The 19590-nt window shown below is 43.6% G+C and carries 9 protein-coding genes, 1 tRNA gene and 1 pseudogene; 9 read left to right on the top strand and 2 right to left on the bottom strand.

Annotated elements, in window-relative coordinates; translation table 11 throughout:
- Positions 1-22 precede the first annotated feature (22 nt).
- Positions 23-1063, bottom strand: coding sequence for a 23S rRNA (adenine(2503)-C(2))-methyltransferase RlmN (rlmN, locus tag NT175_03320; GenBank protein ID MCX6233740.1), 1041 nt, complete (start codon positions 1061-1063; stop codon positions 23-25).
- 206 nt (positions 1064-1269) lie between these two features.
- On the opposite strand from rlmN, the gene NT175_03315 reads away from it, so the two are divergent.
- From NT175_03315 to NT175_03305, 3 genes are all read left to right on the top strand, one after another.
- Positions 1270-1346, top strand: a tRNA-Arg gene (locus NT175_03315).
- A 21-nt stretch (positions 1347-1367) separates the two neighbouring features.
- Entirely contained in the window at positions 1368-2855 is a 1488-nt protein-coding gene (locus NT175_03310; GenBank protein ID MCX6233739.1) for a C69 family dipeptidase, read from the top strand.
- A gap of 330 nt (positions 2856-3185) precedes the next feature.
- Entirely contained in the window at positions 3186-7139 is a 3954-nt protein-coding gene (locus tag NT175_03305; GenBank protein MCX6233738.1) for a T9SS type A sorting domain-containing protein, read from the top strand.
- A 55-nt stretch (positions 7140-7194) separates the two neighbouring features.
- Here NT175_03305 and argS read toward each other — a convergent pair whose 3' ends face one another.
- A complete protein-coding gene (argS, locus tag NT175_03300) occupies positions 7195-8991 on the bottom strand; it encodes an arginine--tRNA ligase (GenBank protein MCX6233737.1) in 1797 nt (598 codons plus the stop codon).
- 490 nt (positions 8992-9481) lie between these two features.
- On the opposite strand from argS, the pseudogene NT175_03295 reads away from it, so the two are divergent.
- The 6 genes and pseudogenes from NT175_03295 to NT175_03270 all read left to right on the top strand — a co-directional run bounded on the left by NT175_03295 (position 9482) and on the right by NT175_03270 (position 19535).
- Positions 9482-10342 (top strand): annotated as a pseudogene (locus NT175_03295) (beta-eliminating lyase-related protein).
- 318 nt (positions 10343-10660) lie between these two features.
- The gene (locus NT175_03290; protein ID MCX6233736.1) at positions 10661-12016 is read left to right on the top strand and encodes a tryptophanase; all 1356 of its coding nucleotides are present in this window, start codon (positions 10661-10663) and stop codon (positions 12014-12016) included.
- A gap of 157 nt (positions 12017-12173) precedes the next feature.
- Positions 12174-13517 carry a cyclic 2,3-diphosphoglycerate synthase gene (locus tag NT175_03285; protein MCX6233735.1) on the top strand — a complete coding sequence of 448 codons (1344 nt, stop codon included), beginning with the start codon at positions 12174-12176 and terminating at the stop codon, positions 13515-13517.
- Positions 13518-13689: 172 nt separating this feature from the next.
- Positions 13690-14598 carry an aspartate carbamoyltransferase gene (gene pyrB, locus NT175_03280; GenBank protein MCX6233734.1) on the top strand — a complete coding sequence of 303 codons (909 nt, stop codon included), beginning with the start codon at positions 13690-13692 and terminating at the stop codon, positions 14596-14598.
- The gene (pyrI, locus tag NT175_03275) at positions 14598-15065 is read left to right on the top strand and encodes an aspartate carbamoyltransferase regulatory subunit (GenBank protein MCX6233733.1); all 468 of its coding nucleotides are present in this window, start codon (positions 14598-14600) and stop codon (positions 15063-15065) included. The genes pyrB and pyrI overlap by 1 nt, the downstream gene beginning before the upstream one ends.
- A gap of 432 nt (positions 15066-15497) precedes the next feature.
- Positions 15498-19535: a S8 family serine peptidase gene (locus NT175_03270; GenBank protein MCX6233732.1), complete on the top strand. Its 4038-nt coding sequence runs from the start codon at positions 15498-15500 to the stop codon at positions 19533-19535.
- Positions 19536-19590: the final 55 nt, after the last annotated feature.

The raw sequence follows: 19590 nt of genomic DNA, 5'->3' as shown, positions 1-19590 counted from the left end.
CTGTAAAAAACAGTATGGGATTCTATTCCCTCTGATTTTGCCTCAAAAGCTCCTTAGTTGATAATAGACCACATGCCGCAAAAATATCCTGTCCGCGTGAGGCTCTCAATGTGGTTCGTATCCCCTTTGATTTGAGGGCATTCTCGAATTTGATGATGGTGACATCATCTGATGGTTGCAAAGAGATTCCAGGTATTGGATGGTATCTGATCAGGTTTATCCGGCAGTGGATACCATTGAGTAACCTGGCTAATTCCTTCACATGGCTTACCGTATCATTCAAATCCTTAAACAGGATGTACTCAAAAGAAATCCTGCGCTGACGTCCCAAATTGAAGGAGCGTATGGTGTCAAGAATCTGGTGCAGGGGATACATCTTTCCAACAGGCATCAGATCTTTTCTTTCCTCCTCAAATGGTGAATGCAGGCTGACAGCCAGGTGGCATTTACTTTTCTCCAGAAATTCCTTCATTCCGGGTATGATGCCAATTGTTGAAACGGTAATACGTTTGGAACTCATGCCAAAACCCCAGTCTGCTGTGAGTATCTCTAAGCTGTCAAGAACATTTATCAGGTTGTCAAACGGCTCGCCCATTCCCATGTAAACAACATTAGTGATTGTGTCTTTTTCGGGCAGGCTCCTCAACTGGTTGAGAATCTCTCCTGCAGTCAGCTGTCCCTGAAAGCCCTGCTGGCCGGTCATGCAGAACCGGCAACCCATTTTACAGCCAATCTGTGAAGAAATGCACACTGTTGCGCGGTTTACTTCGGGTATGTAAGCTGTTTCGACAAACATACCCTGGTGCGCTGGAAAGAGGTATTTTTTGGTACCATCAGCGGATGTCTGGACATTTTCCGGATTATATATGCCCAAGTCATATTTATCATTTAACAAAGCTCTGGCCGATTTTGACAGGTTGGTCATTTCATCGATCGTACGGATATTGCTTTTATAAAGCCATTCAGCAATCTGCCGTCCATAAAATTGCGGACATCCAAGCTCCAAAACCAATTTTTCAAGCTCATCCCTTTTAAGTCCGAACAATTTATCTTTAAATACCATGGCACTGATTGGCAATAAATAGAACGCAGATGATACGGATTATCGCGGATCAATAAATCAGCGGGAATCCGGTATATCAGCGATCCTCAGCGTTCCATATCAAAAGACAAAATTACAGTTTTAAGTCATACTATGGGATTCTCCGCTTCCAGCCATTCGCATCGATCAAAATTTAATTATCTTTGCATCCCAATCACATCATCAATGGTCTCGTAGCTCAGCTGGATAGAGCAGCAGCCTTCTAAGCTGCGGGTCGCAGGTTCGAGTCCTGCCGGGATCACCAAAATGGGTGTTTTTTTATACTATGAATTCTCATAAATATCGGCGACTTTCCTGTTCTCTGCGGAAAACAGCCTTCATTTTCCTTATATTATTTTTCTTCACACGGGTTTTCTCTCAAACCCACCTGGAAGAGTCCTTTAATTGTTTTTCTATCCTTGTCGGGAAAACTGCATCCGCTGATGGTTCAGTTCTTTTCGCCCATAATGAGGACGATTATGGCACACAGATCGTCAATATATATAAAGTACCCCGGTTAACACACAAGCCGGATGAACTGGTCAACAGGGAACCAGGCTTAAACATCTCTCAAATAGCTGAAACTAATGCGTATCTATGGCTTGAGATGCCCGGAATGGAATCTTCGGATTGCTTTATGAATGAATATGGCGTGACTATCGCCTCGGATGTCTGCCAGTCGCGTGAAGATAAATCCATCATATCCAGGGGTGGTATCGGGTATACACTCAGGGTTCTCATGGCAGAAAGGTCAAAAAGTGCCAGAGAAGCTGTTAAAATAGCCGGCAAGCTGATTGAAGACTTAGGTTATACGGATTCAGGACGTACATATTGTATTGCTGATCCGAATGAAGCCTGGATGCTGGCGGTTGTCAACGGCAAACACTGGGTAGCACAGCGTATCCCGGATGATAAGGTAGCTGTCATACCTAATTATTATACCATCACCGGAGTGAACCTGACCGATACCTTGAATTATCTTGGTTCAAAGGATATAATAGACTATGCTATGCAAAGAGGCTGGTACGATCCTCAAAAAGACGGTAAATTCAACTTCAGAAAGGCCTATGCTGCACAAGGCTCTCTTGAGCATATCGTCAATATTGCCAGGATGTGGCGTGGCGTTAACGCCTTTTCCCTGGAACAATACGCTATTGATGATGACTTTCCATTTGCATTCCTGCCAAAGGAAAAGGTGACACTGCAGATTCTCATGTCAATTCTCAGGGATCATAATGAAGGCACCGAGTACGACCTCTCCAAAAATTATACAACAGGAAGCCCCCATCTTGCCGGCTCCCCTGCTGTTTGCGCTTCACATACACAATACGGTTTCGTAGCCCAACTCCGGGGGTATATGCCTGCCGCCTTTGGCTGTGTTCTGTGGATTTCACCCTTCCGGCCCTGTGTTCATCCCTTTATTCCCTGGTACAATGGTATCAGTGAATCTCCAAAAGGCTATTTCCGTGGCGATTATGTTTCAGCTGTAAAAGAACATTTTAACGCTCCTGTCAATCTTTATGACCGGACTGATTCACTTGCCTTCTGGACTTTTGTCAAACACATGGAAGCTGTTGATCAGAATTATGTCGGCCTTATCAAAAAGGAAAAAAAGAAGCGAGCTGCCATTGAAAATCAATACATAAATGCCCAATCCCGTTTCGAACAAAACCTCATATTTAAATATCAGAACAATCCTGATGCGCTGAGAAAAAAACTTACCGAATACACTTCTGAATCAGCACAAAAAACATGGAAGGAATATCAGGAATAGCACCGGATACAATTGTAAATGTGAAATTTAAAATCTAAAATCTACATTTTAAATTTTAGATTTTAGATTTCCAATCACTGTTAACCGACGAAATTAATAATGGGTGAGTACCCAAGTGTAATCCCTGGATCCCTTTTTCGCGGCAAGTTGAGTGGGAATTGACCAAACCACCTCACCCCTTCACCCCCTCTCCTGGAGGAGAGGGGGACGGGGGGTGAGGTCAATATAAATAAAAAAATGAAGTTTTTATTATCGCTCTACATTAACTTTATTTTTTCAATTATATTTGTAACATTCAATATCAAATTGTTTAACCTAAAAAAAATCATTATGATGAAAAAACTACTTCTTATTACAGCTTTGATGGCCACAGGTTTATGGAGCTTAGCACAGACTGACTGGATCCAGGTGAATTCGGATCTGGATGCAGGAAGAGGCATTGCCCAGATATCCGTCGGCATGAACGATCCTACCGCACTCTGGGCTTCAGCAGTCAATAGTACCGGTGCTCTTATTGACGAGTATACAAGATCGACCGATGGCGGTACAACATGGACACAAGGTTACTTTAATGCAGGAACAGGCCTTTCACAACTTTTTGCTATAGATGCAATGACCTGCTGGGCTGCATTTAATACAGGCGCTACGCAGGGATGTTACAAAACAGAGAATGGAGGTGTTACATGGGTTAAAAAAGGAACAGCTTTCGGCGGGACGTCTTTTGCGGATGTGATTCACTTTTTCAATGATAACGATGGTTGCGCAGTGGGAGACCCCATTGGTGGCTATTATGAAATATATACGACCACCGATCGCGGGGAATCATGGACCAGGGTTCCATCAGCAAACATTCCGCCACCGTCTTCTGCTGATGAGTATGGCATTACCGGCAACTATGACGCCGTCGGTGATATCATATGGTTCGGCACCAATAAAGGCAGGGTATTCCGCTCACCGGACAAGGGATACACCTGGACAGCCGCTCTTACTGCTTTTGGCGCAACTGTGGTTGTTGACTGCAAATTTAAAGATGCTCAGAACGGCATCGCTTACAGATCATATCTTGACCTTGGCATTGAGCCGGTGTTGAATGTGACCACCGACGGCGGAACGACATGGACAAGTGTGACAGTTACCGGTAATATGTATAGCAGATGGTTTGCTTATGTCCCCGGCACTGAAAACACCTATGTGTCATCGTCTTCTGCTGTTAACCAGTCAGGCATTTCCTACACACGCGATGGCGGCTACGCATGGACCACACTTACAGCCGGTTATCCTTTCCAGGCTATGGCATGGTTCGATGACGAAACAGGATTAGCTGGAACATGGGCATATGCTGTACCGGATATTGCTGTGAGTCCCGACAGCTTTAATCCTGTAGTAACCCAAGGTGAAACGGCAACAGATATACTTAATATTCAGAATATTGGGAACGATGTTCTCGATTACACTATTTATGTCGTCTATGAAGGTAATCAGATAAACCGTTCTCAGATTGGAGAAAAATCGCATGACAGAAGTGCAGGCGGTATGTATATCTATACAGGCGGACCTCTTGGAACGGTAACATTAAGTTCGAATGACTATCCAGATGTCACAGCAGTAATTCAAAAGACCGATGCAGAAACTCCACAATCAACAGATGATGAAGTCATTTTACATTATGACGGTGTTAATGCTGGTGGTATTTATTTCATCACTCCTCCGGTTACTGCTCAGGTCGCCGCTATGTTCCCCGCCTCAATGATTTTGCCCTATGCAGGTATGGAACTCACTTCTGTTGATATCTTTGCTTTTAATATTGATATTAATCCCAACACCCAGTACTTTTTAAGAATTTATGATATGGGCGATGCCAATGGACCCGGAGATTTATTGCATATTCAAGAATTTACGCCTGTTCCTGGTGTTTTTACAACCATTGAACTCACTGATCCCGTTTGGATAAGTGGTGTAGATCTCTGGGTAGCATGGGAATTTACACAAACCGATATTGAGCTTGCTATTCCCGGGATGGATGCTGGCCCTCATAATCCGAATGGCGACTGGATGTATACTGGTGCTGCCTGGTATCACCTTTCCGCTAATCCGGACCTTGATAGGAACTGGAACATCAGAGCTAAGCTGACAGGCACTCCGGTATTTAACTGGCTGCAGGTTGGTATCAACCCAGGAACTATACCCCCAGGTGGAGAAAATAACATCACGATCACCTTTGATGCCAGTGAATTGACGGAAGGTACATATAATGCAAGCTTGCTTGTTGCAAGCAATGATCCGGATACTCCGGAAATCACAGTTCCTGTTACTTTAACTGTTGAGCCATCACCTTATGATCCGCCAACAAACCTGGAGGCAATTGTGGACTGTTATGATATCAACCTTACATGGCAGGCTCCAGGAGGTGGTGGCCAGACCGAAGAGCTGATCTATGATAATAATGTGGCCACTAACGGATACCAGTGGATTGGATATACTATGTCGACGCACATGTCGCCTCAGGGTCCTTGCCAACTCCTCGCGGTGAAGTACTATACCATTCTCGAGGCGGGTGATAATACCTTTAACTGTAATTTATTCGAATGGGCAGGTACAGAACCAGGAACGGATATTATCTATACTCAACTTGTTGATGGAGTTGCTGATGATTGGGTGACGGTTGACCTGTCAGCACAAAATATCACTTTTTCGGATGATTTTGTTGTCGGTTTCGGTTCCATAAATGCCACCACATTCATTGGATTTGATGCCAACCTGAATAATGGCCGGTCATGGGATTTTGATGAAACAGGTTTGACATGGTCCCCATGGACTGAGGCCTATCTTGAACGTGCTATAGTTCAATATGCTGACGGTTCTATTGAAGAGCTGGCCGGTAGCCCGTTTGAACCCGTACAGGTGAATGCCGAAACTTTTACTAACATAAATAGGACAGGTAGCGGTACTTCCATCAACGATGTGAAGCCGATTGAAAACAAATCCTTCCGCGAAGATCCTATCGGATATAATATTTACAGGGATGGTAGCCAGATCAATGGCGACCCTGTCACCGATCTGTTCTATACCGATCCTGATCTTGCCCTTGGTACTTATACTTATGAGGTGACTGCGGTTTATTCCGGTGGCGAATCCATGCCAACGTTACCTGCAACAGCAGAGGTTGTCTTCCTTGATCCGGTGAATGACCTTGTTGTGAGCAATGAACCGGGAAGTCCTGATGTTGCTGTGACATGGCTGCAGCCGGGAGGTATTCCACAGTGGATACACTGGGACGACGGTGCAAATTATGACGGCATCGGCAATACCACTGCTGCCACTTTCCTTGTGGCGGCACGCTTTGCTCCTGAAAATCTGGTAGACTTCGACGACATGTTCCTGACCAAGATAGCCTTTTTCCCAAGAGGTTATAATACAACCTATACACTGAAAGTCTGGAGTGGTGTCAATGCCGGCACTGAATTACTGTCACAGCCTTGCCCGACTCTTGTTTTCGACGAATGGAATGAAATCACGCTGACCGCCCCTGTTCCTATTGACATCACACAGGAATTATGGATCGGTTATGAGTGTATCCAACCTGCAGGGGATTATCCTGCCGGTTGTGATGCAGGGCCTGCCGTTGTTGGGTTTGGTGACATGCTCTTCAATGGCACTACCTGGGTTTCTATTTTTTCGACTTATGGTATAAATATCAACTGGAATATCCAGGGATGGGTTGGCTATACGGATGCTGCTGCTATACCGATTGTTCCGGTTGCGGCTGTTGCCATTACAAATTCTTCTGGGAGCATTCCTGTATTGGGAAACATGCGCCCGGCAGATAACACTGTCTTCAATCCTCTCGACAGAAGCCTCACGGGATTTAACATCTATCGCAATGGTGACCTTCTGAATGAAGCGCCGATAACAGAAACCTTTTATAATGATTCAGGACTGCCGAATGGCTTATATGAATATTGCGTAGAAGCCGTTTATAATGGCATTTGCCTGTCAGAACAGGTTTGCGGCGAGGTGAATATCACTGTTGGCATTGATGAACTTGCCAACAGGTATGTGACAATCTATCCAAATCCTGTAAGAGGTTTTGTAAACTTAGAGTTCACAACTGCAATCAAATCTGTGAAGATGATGAACAACATCGGGCAGGTGGTTTACAGTAACGAGAACATCAACAGCAACGAGATCCTGCGCGTTAACACGGCATCATTTGAACCAGGCATTTATTTTGTCCAGGTACAAACGACCGATGGGGTGATAACCAGGAAACTTACAGTACATTAATCTTCGTTAGAAGAAAAGAAGAGGGGGCCATCGCCCCCTTTTTTATTGAAAAACCTTACATCCTTTCAGGTACTTCGATACCCAAGAGATCCATCGCTGTTTTTATCACGTTACCGATAAAACCTGACAGCTCAATTCTGAATGCCGACACCACTATACTGTCAGCTTTTAGAATGGGATACTCCTGGTAAAACTGATTGAATTCCTTCGCCAGCTCATAGATATAGTTAGCCAGTATGGCTGGGCTAAGTGAATCACCAGCTTCCTTCAGGACAGCAGGAAAATCATGCAATATTTTGATTAATGAACGTTCCTTGGTTATCAAATCAAACGCCATGTCCATCTTGTCAGATGCAACAGGTGAATATGCATTTTCGGCTGCAGCCTTGCGTATTAATGATTTAATACGTGCATGGGTATACTGAATGAAAGGACCTGTATTGCCGTTAAAATCGATGGATTCCTGCGGATTGAAAAGCATGGTCTTCATCGGGTCGACTTTAAGGATAAAATATTTTAATGCAGCCAGACTGACCATGCGGTTCAAGTTAAATGCCTCATCTTGCGATAATCCTTCCACCTTTCCCAATTTTTCGGTGGTCTCTTTTGCCGTCCTCATCATTTCATCCATCAGGTCATCGGCATCCACCACCGTTCCTTCCCTCGACTTCATTTTACCCTGCGGTAGTTCAACCATGCCGTATGAAAGATGAAGAATATCATTGGCCCATGGTCTGCCGAGCTTCTTCAGGATCAGCTTCAGCACATTAAAATGATAGATCTGTTCATTTCCCACGACATAAATAAGCTTCTGCGGCTGAAACTCATCATATCGTAACTGAGCTGTTCCAAGGTCCTGTGTCACATAAACTGAAGTGCCGTCAGCACGCTGCAATACTTTTTCATCCAGTCCGTCGGATGTCAGGTCAATCCATACGGATCCATCCTCTTTTTTAAACATGACGCCGTTTTTCAGCCCCTCCCCGACCATCTTCTTACCAAGAAGATAAGTTTCCGACTCATAATAAATTTTGTCAAAATCGACACCCAGCCTCCTGTAGGTCTCGTTAAATCCTTCATAAGCCCAATCATTCATCATTTTCCAGACAGCAAAGGTTTCTGTATCCCTGTCTTCCCATTTCCTGAGCAATTGCTGTGCTTCGAGTATGAGTGGGGCTTTTTTCATTGCCTCATCTTCGGTCATCCCTTCATCCATCATTCCTTGAATCTGCTCCCTGTATTTTTTCTCAAAGAGGACATAGTATTTGCCGATGAGATGATCGCTTTTCATACCGGTGGATTCCGGCGTTTCTCCCCTGCCCCATTTTGTCCAGGCAAGCATCGACTTACACACATGTATACCACGATCATTGACCAGGTTGACCTTCACCACTTTTCTGCCATTGGCTTTCACAATCCTTGAGAGGGAATTTCCAAGAAGATTGTTTCGGATATGTCCCAGGTGCAAAGGTTTGTTAGTGTTTGGCGATGAATACTCAATGACAACAGGTTGAGTATCACTTATGGCCTGAATACCATAGTTTTCATCATGAACATAATTTATGAAGAATTCCTTCCAATACCAATCCTCGATAACCAGATTGAGGAATCCTTTAATGACGTTGAATGACTTAATTTGTGATATGCTATTTTTCAGGCATGTACCGATTTCTTCGCCGATAATCTGTGGCTGTTTGCCAGCTATTTTTGAAAAAGGAAAAACAACGATGGTGAGATCACCATCAAATTCCCTGTTGGTTTTCTGAACAAGGATAGTTTCAGGATCCATATTTTTTTTATATAAGAATTTTACTGCCTGACAGGTTTTTTCGGTCAATAATTGTACGATCATTAGTATAATATTGATAAAGCAAAATTAGAAGATTTTAGATTATGCTGAGTCCATTGTGATGAGGGAAATCAAGATTTCGGGCTAAAGCCCATTATTTATTTCACTTCTTTTTTCCCAGGACTGAAGTCCTGGGCTATTTACTATTGCGATGATCAATAAAATTTCGTATCTGTGTTGTTAAAATATTAACAATAAAACACTGTATAATTATTTGGTTTTACCATATTTTTATACATTTGTCAAATGCTTGCACATCCACAATATAACGCTTCATTTTGATTGACTTCTTCGGGAAAATTAATTACAAAATATTATCAAACAGCTAATTATAACAACTAAGAGCGAAAGGGGAAATATGATAAAACATGAACCCTATAAAATAAAATCTATAAGGAACATTCAATTCAAGAGTTTATCCGAGAGAAAAAAACTTTTAAGGGGTGTTAATAATAATGTAGGATTATTGCCGGCCGGACATGTTGCTTTCGACATGGTTACACAGGGCAGTTCTGCTATGAGCCAGGAACAGGTAGGTAATCTTTTTGTTGGAGATGAGGCTTATGCAGGAGCCAGAAATTTCTACAAATTAAATGACGCAGTCAAGGATGTGACCGGCATACGGCATATTTGTCCCATACACAATCTCTTCGGGGGTTTTAAACTGCTCTGTTCTGCCCATATTTCAGACAAAAAAATAATAGCCGGCAATACTACAGTTCCATTTGATAGTGCTCAGGCTTTTGGCGGCAAATGTTTTCAGCTCCTTTATGATGAAAATCGTATGTATCCCGGAAATATTGATGTAAAAAAACTAACCGGTTTTTTAGAGCAGAATAAGGGTCATGTTGCATTCATATATATTGACCTTCAAGGAGAAGGTTATCGTCCTATCTCTATTAAAAATCTGGCTACCATAAAAAAAACTGCGGAAACTTATCATACAAAACTCATCCTTGAAGCCTCCTGTATTGCCGAATCGGCATATTATATCCTCCGGCATGATGAGTTTTATAAAAACAAGACTATCAGCGAACTGATAAAAGAAATAGCCGGCTATTGCCATACCTTGCTTTTTGATGCAGGTCAGGATGCCATGAGCAATGTCGGCGGCTTCTTAGCTACTGACATTGAGGAAGATTATGAAAAATATCAGAATCTTGTTGTCGTATTCGAAGGGCTTCATACGTATGGCGGAATGGCCGGAAGGACTATGGAGGTCGTGGCCACAGGGCTTAGGGAAATGACTGATTTTCTTCATGCCGACTGGATCGATTACCAGGTGTCGGTACTTGCCGGAGTACTTGAGAAGGGTAAAGTACCATTCACCAGGGGATTCAATGGCGTTTATCTGAATTCGGAGAAATTCGTTTCTCATCCTGATATCGATTCAGCACATACATTATCGGCTGCTTTGTATCTCACTTCAGGCATTCGAGCGCATCTGGAAGGCAAATATCAAAGGAGGCATTTATTGCCTGTACTCATCCCACGCCGTGCGTTAATGAATAGCCAGATTGAGCAAATCGGCGATGCTATTGTTAATTTATATGAGCAAAAGGGACAGATCACGCCTCTTGAACTGGTAAATGAGCCGGTATTTCATTCCGAAGCCCACTTTGAATGGCTTGTACCTGAACTTACTGCCTATGACTTCACCTGTGAACATTATATCATCCATTCCATTGAGCATGTCGGCATGAACAGCCGGGAATACCGTCATAAATCGATGATTGAAGCCGGCTATAATACATTTCTACTGAAATCAGAAGATGTGACCATCGATTTTCTCACCGACTCAGGAACAAGTGCTATGAGTGTTGACCAGTGGATAGCTTATTATAAAGCAAAGGAGACGCCGGCGACACCGGATTCATACGGCGAAATCGTCGAAACTTCACAAAAGATATATGGTTACAAATATATCATTTTGACTCATCAGGGGCGTGCTGCCGAACATATCATGTCGCAAATGTTCATCAAACCTGGGGATTATGTGCCTGGCAATATGTACTTCACCACGACAAAACAACACCAGGAGCTGGCTGGGGGAACATTCGTGGATGTCATTGTGGATGAAGCACATAAAGCATCGTCGGAATTTCAATGGAAAGGGAATATCGATCTGGAAAAACTCAGCTCGCTATATGAAAAGGCCACCAAAGAAGGGAAAAAGATATCTTATGTTTCATTTGAGTTTAATGTAAATATGGCCGGGGGTCAGCCTGTGTCGATGAATAACATCAAAGAGGTTTACAAATATTGTAAGCCCCGGCATATTCCTGTATTTTTTGATGCAACACGTTGTGCCGAAAATGCCTGTTTCATCCAGAGGAAAGATCCGGTGTACCGCAATGTGCCTGTTGCAGACATACTTCTTGAAATGTTCAGCTATGGCGATGGCGCTACCATATCAAGTAAAAAGGATATGCTCAGTAATCTTTCAGGAAGTCTTTTGTTCAAGGATAATGAAGCCTGGTACAGACAAGGTCAGCGAATGCTCCAGATTTTTGAAGGCACTTATTGCAGTGGGGGCACTTCTGCAGGCGATATGGCAGCTCATGCCCAGGGTCTCAGAGAAATGGTTGATGACAGATACATAAACTCCCGTATAGAACAGACAGCTTATTTGGGGAAACTTCTTCAGGAGGCAGGTGTTCCGATAGTTCTTCCGTGGGGAGGTCATGCCATATTTGTGGATGCCCGGCAGTTTCTTTCACACATCGATCAGGACCAGTTCCCTGCTCAAAGGCTGGCGGCGGAAATATTTATTGAAACGGGAGTGAGAGCTATGGAACGTGGGAACGTCAGTAAAGGACGCAATCCTGCAACGGGGCAGAATTACCGGCCTGCCCTGGAACTGGTTCGTTTAACCATACCACGCCGTGTCTACACACGTGATCATATGAAAGCTGTCGCTGAAGGGATAATAAATCTTTATAAAAATCGGCATACTTTAAAAGGTCTCCGTCTCACCTACGAGCCGGATAAACTCCGATTTTTCCAGGGGCGGTTTGAGGAGGTTTAACCCCTGGTTCATCTTGTTTACTTAAAGAAAAAATTTTCGAAATTTGCTCAGGAATTTTAAAAATTTACCTTTGCAGAGTGAATTCTATCGTCAGTGGGATAACAATAGAGGTTGCAGGTCACAGGTTGCAGGTCGCAGGTCATAAAATAAAATTTATATGAAAAAGAATGTCATCATCATCGGCGCTGCCGGAAGAGATTTCCACAATTTCAACACCTATTTCAGGAACAACGAGGGCTATAACGTTGTTGCATTCACTGCTGCGCAGATCCCTGATATTGACGGGCGGAAGTATCCTGCAAGTCTTGCAGGAAAAAAACAGTATCCAAAAGGAATTCCAATATTAGCTGAGGCAGAATTGCCTGATCTGATCAAAAAACTGAAGGTGGATGATTGTGTTTTTGCTTACAGCGATGTACCTTATGCAAGGGTTATGGGACTGAGTGCCATTGTTAATGCAGCGGGAGCAAACTTTATGCTGTTGGGGCCAAAAGACACCATGGTCAAAAGCACAAAGCCGGTGATTGCGGTGTGTGCGACACGTACAGGTTGCGGCAAGAGCCAGACCTCCCGCCGGATCATTGAGCTGCTGATGGAACAAGGATTAAAAGTTGTGGCTATACGACATCCAATGCCATATGGTGACCTCGAAAAACAAAAAGTGCAGCGGTTTGCCACCCTTGCCGACATGGTGAAGCACAAGTGCACCATTGAAGAGATGGAAGAGTATGAACCCCATGTTGTCAGAGGAAATGTCATTTATGCAGGAGTTGACTATGAAGCCATTCTGCGCGAAGCTGAGAAAGATCCAAAGGGATGCGACGTTATCCTTTGGGATGGGGGCAACAATGATTTTTCGTTTTACAAACCGGACTTGTCAATAACAGTAGTTGATCCTCACCGTCCGGGTACGGAGGTGAATTATTATCCCGGCGAAGTCAACCTACGGATGTCGGACGTGGTGATCATCAATAAGATGGACAGTGCCTGTCCGGATGGAATCCAGGTAGTAAGGGAAAACATCGCCAGGGTTAATCCAAAGGCTGTGGTCATTGACGCTGCATCACCAATCAAGGTCGACGATCCTTCTGTCATCAGAGGGAAACGTGTTCTGGTTATTGAAGATGGCCCGACACTGACCCATGGAGAAATGAAAATAGGCGCCGGTATTGTCGCCGCGCGCAAATACGGTGCAGCTGAATGTGTTGATCCCAGACCTTTCATCGTCGGGAAACTGGCCGAAACATTTTCTATTTATCCGAACATCGGACACTTGCTGCCGGCAATGGGCTATGGCAAACAGCAGATCAAGGACCTGGAAGCCACCATAAAAAAGACAGAATGCGACTCAGTCATTGTAGCCACTCCCATCGATCTGAGAAGGATTGTAAAGATCACCAAACCCAATACCAGGGTATATTATAATCTGCAGGAGATTGGTGATCCAAACCTGACAGATATACTTAAAGCTTTCATTAAAAAGCATAAGATCGGGAAGTAATCATTTTTTCAATAAATATTAACATCACGTCTTCTTACCTCCTTTTTGCAATACTTTTGAAGATTATTAAAGATATAGGAGAAAGCTAATTGCATTATTCTTAATTATCAGCAATTTAAAGCAATGGTTTTCCAAAGAAATCCTGTACATTTTATTAACTTCCAATGATCCTATGAAAAATCGGAGCCTGGTTTCCATCACTGATTTCACCAAGGAAGAGTACATCCGAATCCTTGATCTGGCAGAAAAGTTTGAGAAAAAGCCCATTCAAAATCTTCTCAGCGGTTACGTTGTGGCGACGCTCTTCTTCGAGCCTTCAACGCGAACCAGGTTGAGTTTCGAAAGCGCTATCTCGCGGCTGGGGGGCAAGGTTATCGGATTTTCGGATTCTTCATCGACCAGTGTATCAAAAGGTGAATCACTTAAAGATACCATACTGACTGTTAGTCGTTATGTTGATCTTATAGTGATGCGGCATCCAAAGGAAGGAAGTGCCCGCTTTGCCAGCGAAGTATCTCCGGTGCCCATAATCAATGCCGGCGATGGCGCCAACCAGCATCCCACACAATGCCTTTTGGATTTGTATTCCATTCGTAAAACACAGGGCAGGCTGGATAACATCAGCATTGCATTTGTCGGGGATCTCAAATATGGTCGGACTGTTCATTCATTGGTTATTGCACTTAGCCATTTCAATGCCACATTCTATTTTGTTGCACCTGAAGAGCTGAAGCTTCCGGGTATTTTCAAGGATTATATTACGGGCCACGACCTGAAATTTCATGAATTTACAGAGCTCGATGAAGTAATACGAGTTGTTGATGTCATCTATATGACCCGCATCCAACAGGAAAGATTTGCCGATCCGATCGAATATGAGCGTGTAAAACATGTTTACAATCTGAAAGCCGAGATGCTCAGGCAAACCAGGAAAAACCTCAAAATACTCCATCCCCTGCCGCGTGTTACTGAAATCAGCGAGGATGTGGATGACACATCACAGGCTTATTATTTCGACCAGGTTGAGAATGGCGTATATGTCCGTCAAGCATTATTAACCTCAATACTCGGAGTAAAATAATGGAAACCAAAGAACCCAGAAAAGAATTACAGGTATCGGCCATTGAGAATGGCACTGTCATCGATCATATTGCTGCTAAAAGTCTGTTCCAGGTGTTGAAGCTGTTACATCTGGAAAACTATGAAAATCAGATTCTATTCGGTACCAACCTCGACAGCAAGAAGTATGGAAAAAAAGGGATTATCAAAGTTGCGGGTAAATACTTCAAGATGGAAGAAATCAATAAAATAGCCCTTGTTGCGCCGACTGCCACATTTATTGTAATCAAGGATTATCATGTCCATGAAAAGACTAAAGTCGAGATACCTGATGAAATTTACCAGATTGTAAAATGCTTCAATCCGAACTGTATCACCAATCATGAAAGGATTCCAACCAGGTTTCATGTGATTGATAAAAAGGACCTTAAGTTGCAGTGTCGCTATTGTGAAAAGATCACAGAGCGGGAGGATATGGTGTTTATTTAAATTCCAAATTACAAGCACCACATTTTAAATAAATTCCAAATCCCAAGCACCAAATCCCAAATAAATCACAAATCCCAAAGTTCAAATACCTGAAACATTAAGTAAGGTGGGATTCTTTGATACTTTATTGAATTTATATGTAATAAGGCTTTGAGATCCATCTTATTTTCATGGATGCCATAGCTCCGGCAAATAGCTGCACAATATTTCCCACCTTAAACCTTCTCCCAAATTATTCCAACTCTGGTTGAAAATTTAAAATAATTCAGGTTAGATCTTGACTCTTTTAATATATATTATATACCTTTAGTGGTTTGAAATTTACTATAAACCATTGTTTTTTATATTTCTGCCGGATAATTATTTTTCTCGAAAAGAGCGCTACCCAATGATGAAACAACGCTATTGCAGAACATTTAATATATTATCCTTATGAAAACTATTACTCTTTTGCTCTCAGCCATGCTTCTGAGCTGGGTAGTATATTCCCAGCACCCCACAGGTTTCATGAACTGGCAGTACCTGGATCCTTACAATCCGGATTATGCGCCAGGTGAATTGTTGGTGAAATTCAAGGATGATGTGCTCATCCAGGCCCATACAAAACAAAATGTCGTTCAGGTGGGAGTTGCCTCTGTCGACCGACTCCTTCAGGACTACCGGTCCGAAGGGATTGAAAAAGTTTTTCGCGGCGAACAAAAACGGAACGGGCGGCAGTTTATCACTACTTTCAACGGGCAGGTGAAGGAGATGCCCCAGCTTTTTAATATCTACAAGCTGAAGTTTGATCCTCAGACAGATATTAGATTGCTGGACTCTTTGCTTTCCAAAGATCCGGCTGTGGATTTTGCTGAACCAAACTACTATTATTACACTATGATGGCGCCTCCCCAGTTAACACCCAATGATCCCTTATACTCTGAACAATGGTATTTGGCAGCGGTAAATGCCCCTGCTGCATGGGATTCCACAACCTGTGATACAACCCAGGTCATCGGCATCATTGATACCGGTGTGGACTGGGATCATCCTGACCTGACACCAAACATCTGGACCAACTGGGATGAGGTGCCTGGCAATGGCATTGATGACGATATGAATGGTTTTGTGGATGATATCCGGGGCTGGGACTTTGTGAACATCGAAAACAATCCCAACGATGATAACGGTCATGGTACCCATGTGGCCGGCATCGCAGCAGCCAAAGGCAATAACGGAACTGGTATTGCCGGGGTGGCCTGGAATGCACAGATCATGCCCATCAAGGTACTGCAGAGTTCAGGGTACGGCACGGCTGACCATGTTGCTGCCGGAGTAAATTATGCCCGGAATAACGGGGCTACTGTGATCAACTTAAGCCTAGGCAGTTATGGTGAATCCCTTACCCTGAAATCAGCCCTGGAAGTGGCATATAACTCTGCTTTTATTGTGGCAGCTGCCGGCAATGACGCGATGTGTATATGTTATGACAGTATTATCTGTGCTAATATGTATCCTGCAGCCTATTCCTGGGTAATGGGAGTGATGGCATCTTCTTCATCCGGGAAACTGGCAGAATTTTCCAATAAAGACAAGAGTGGACCTGTAGTGTCTACTCACCCGGAAGGATACAATTATGAAATCACTGCACCGGGTGTATCAATTTATAGCACATTTCCCAACGGAGGATACCATTACCTGAACGGGACTTCAATGGCAAGTCCGATTGTTGCGGGAGCAGTGGCCCTGATCAAAAGCCAGCACCCGGCATTCACAAATGAACAGATATTCATGCGGTTGATCCAGGGGGCTTCCGGGAATATCCTGAACATTGCCAACAGCATGAATATGCCGGAACCGCCACCGGATTTCTATTATATAAATAAAACAATCATTGATACATTGCCCGGTTGTGATAATGATGGTATAGCAGATGCAGGAGAAACCATCCGGATATGGATCAGCGTAAAAAATGCCGGAGGATATGCCGACAGTGTATGGTGCAAAATGAGATTGGGTCCTTTTGAGGATACCGCGGTTGCAATGATAACCGACAGTACGGGTTTTATCGGTGACATGTCGAGCTATGCTACCTTAACCAACCAATCCGATCCCTTTGAAGTATATATCAAGCCCAATGTAGTGCATAAAAGACAAATCGCTTTTCAATTTCTTATTGGCGCCATCAATTCATCTGATACCTTAACAGAATCTGTTTTTATTGAGGTATTTAATGGAGAAGAAATATCCGGCAACATTTCTGACACCCTCACGCTTACACCCGACAAATTATGGATAATTACAGGTAGTTTCAGATTGACACCTTCGGGCGTTTTAAAGATACTTCCGGGCACCTATCTTGATTTAGTGAGTAAGATTGTAAATGATGGGAAAATCATCGCACATGGAACCGAAGATAGCATTATTCATATTTCCGGAAATGATATTGTCAGCGGATCCTATCGGGGAACATTAGATATGTCGTATGTCGATTTCAGAATGACATATACTGATTTTATGTCGGCTAATATAAGCAACCAGGATGGTAATATTTCGCACTCGAGGTTTAATTTAACGTCAGGATGGTATGGATGTTTTAATTTTTGTGGAATTAACTTTAGTCATTGCTTTTTCATTAACTGTACCGGCATGAATTGGTTTGATCGAGGTGTTCCGTGTCAATTTTCGAATTGTGTGTTTGATAATGTAAGTGTTACTGTGAATAGTTTTCTTATGTTTGTAAATCCAGGTACGAGAGTGGAAAATTGTGTGTTATCACGCTTTACCTGTATTTCATTACAAGCCGTCTTATACAAATCATCGATACTTGACAGATATCCAGACATTGCTTGTCGAGCCCCTGGTGGTTATTATGATACTGTTCAAAACCTGTATTGGGGGACCGCTGATTCTGTCCATATTTCAGAAAAGATCTATGATTTTTACGATGATGCTACATTATGTGAGGTTATTTACTCTCCTTATTTAACGGCTCCTTCTGATTCATGTCACGGGCATGTCTGGAAGGTCGAGGTCAATGGTATCGATCCTCAGGATGAACACCTGGACCCATTGGGTGCAGGCTGGGCCAGATTTGATGTGTATTTCAACAAGGCCATGGACACACTGTACACTCCGTTTCTTACCTTTGGTGTCAGGGAACCTTTTACACAGCATCTTGTCGCAAACTCAACCTTATGGAGTGCTGATTCCAGTATCTGGACTGCATGGTATAACATCGGGCTGGAAACAGGCGACGGCATCAATACGATCCGTGTGAGCGATGCCAGGGATACGGCCAACTGGGAAATACCGGTTGAGAACGAACGTTTCCAGTTCGTGATCCAGGCAGCGGGGTCGGCCTCTATCGAGTTTATTGCCACACCCGGTATCGGCAAGGTTGACCTGGAATGGCCGCCGGCAAGCACCGAAGATGCCTTGGGTTATAACCTGTACCGGTTTTATAAGGTCACCGATATCACCTTTTCAGATACACTACCGATCAACACCAGCCTGATCACCGATACCCTGTTTACGGATTATAACGTCATACCCGACACTACCTACTATTATTTATACAGAATAGTGGGGACCGACCTGGCGGAAAGTGATTATTCAAAAAAAGTGCAGGCTACACCGTTCAGCGCGGCCAACGGCGATGCGAACGGTGACATGGCAGTGAATGTGCTGGACATCACCACCATCGTGGCCTATATGCTCAACCAGAATCCACAGCCGTTCCTGTTTGATGCGGCCGATGTGAACTATGACGACCAGATCGATGTACTCGACATCATCGGTGTGGTTCAAATCCTCACAGGAGGAAAAGCCGGGTCAAAGAATTACCTGTATGCACAAACCAAACCCGCCTATATTTATTTTAAAGAACAATCTATCCGGCTGCAGAGCGAAGGACAGGTGGCCGCGTTTCAGTTTGAACTTTTAGGTGAGAACCTTGATGATGTTGTCCTGTTCCTGAACCTGGAAGGATATGAGTTTGCTTATGTGAAACAAGAGAACAGAATATTCGGTATCATTTACAGCTTTGTTCCCAGACAGATACCCGGAGGCATCCTGGATATTTTCCGGATGGCATCCTCCGGAAGCGACCTTCGGTTTGGAGAGGTTGTTGGAGGGGATATTAATGGCACTTATGTGCCGATCCTGAAAGGAGGCGAAATCATAGCAGTGCCCGGGGAATTCAGGATGGTCGTATATCCGAATCCCTTCAGCGGAAATACGCACATCAGTTACCAACTGCACGAACCGGCTTTTGTGGAGGTAAAGATCTATGCCATAAACGGCCAGCTTATCTCGACACTCGTTCAGGAGCAGCAACAGGCCGGAACGTATGAAGTGGTGTGGGATGGTAAAATAAATGACAACACTGCGCTTTCTTCCGGGATTTACTTTTGCCGGCTGGAGGCAGTGCCGGTTGACAAGAAAGGCGAATTCATCAGACAAAACAGAAAAATGATATTGATTAAGTAGATATCAGGAATTCACCTCTGTGCCCCTTTACGTCCTCTGCAGTAAAAAAATAACC

The sequence above is a fragment of the Bacteroidota bacterium genome, from assembly GCA_026391695.1.
GTDB lineage: Bacteria > Bacteroidota > Bacteroidia > Bacteroidales > JAGONC01 > JAPLDP01.
This window is presented reverse-complemented; position numbering and strand designations above follow the sequence as displayed.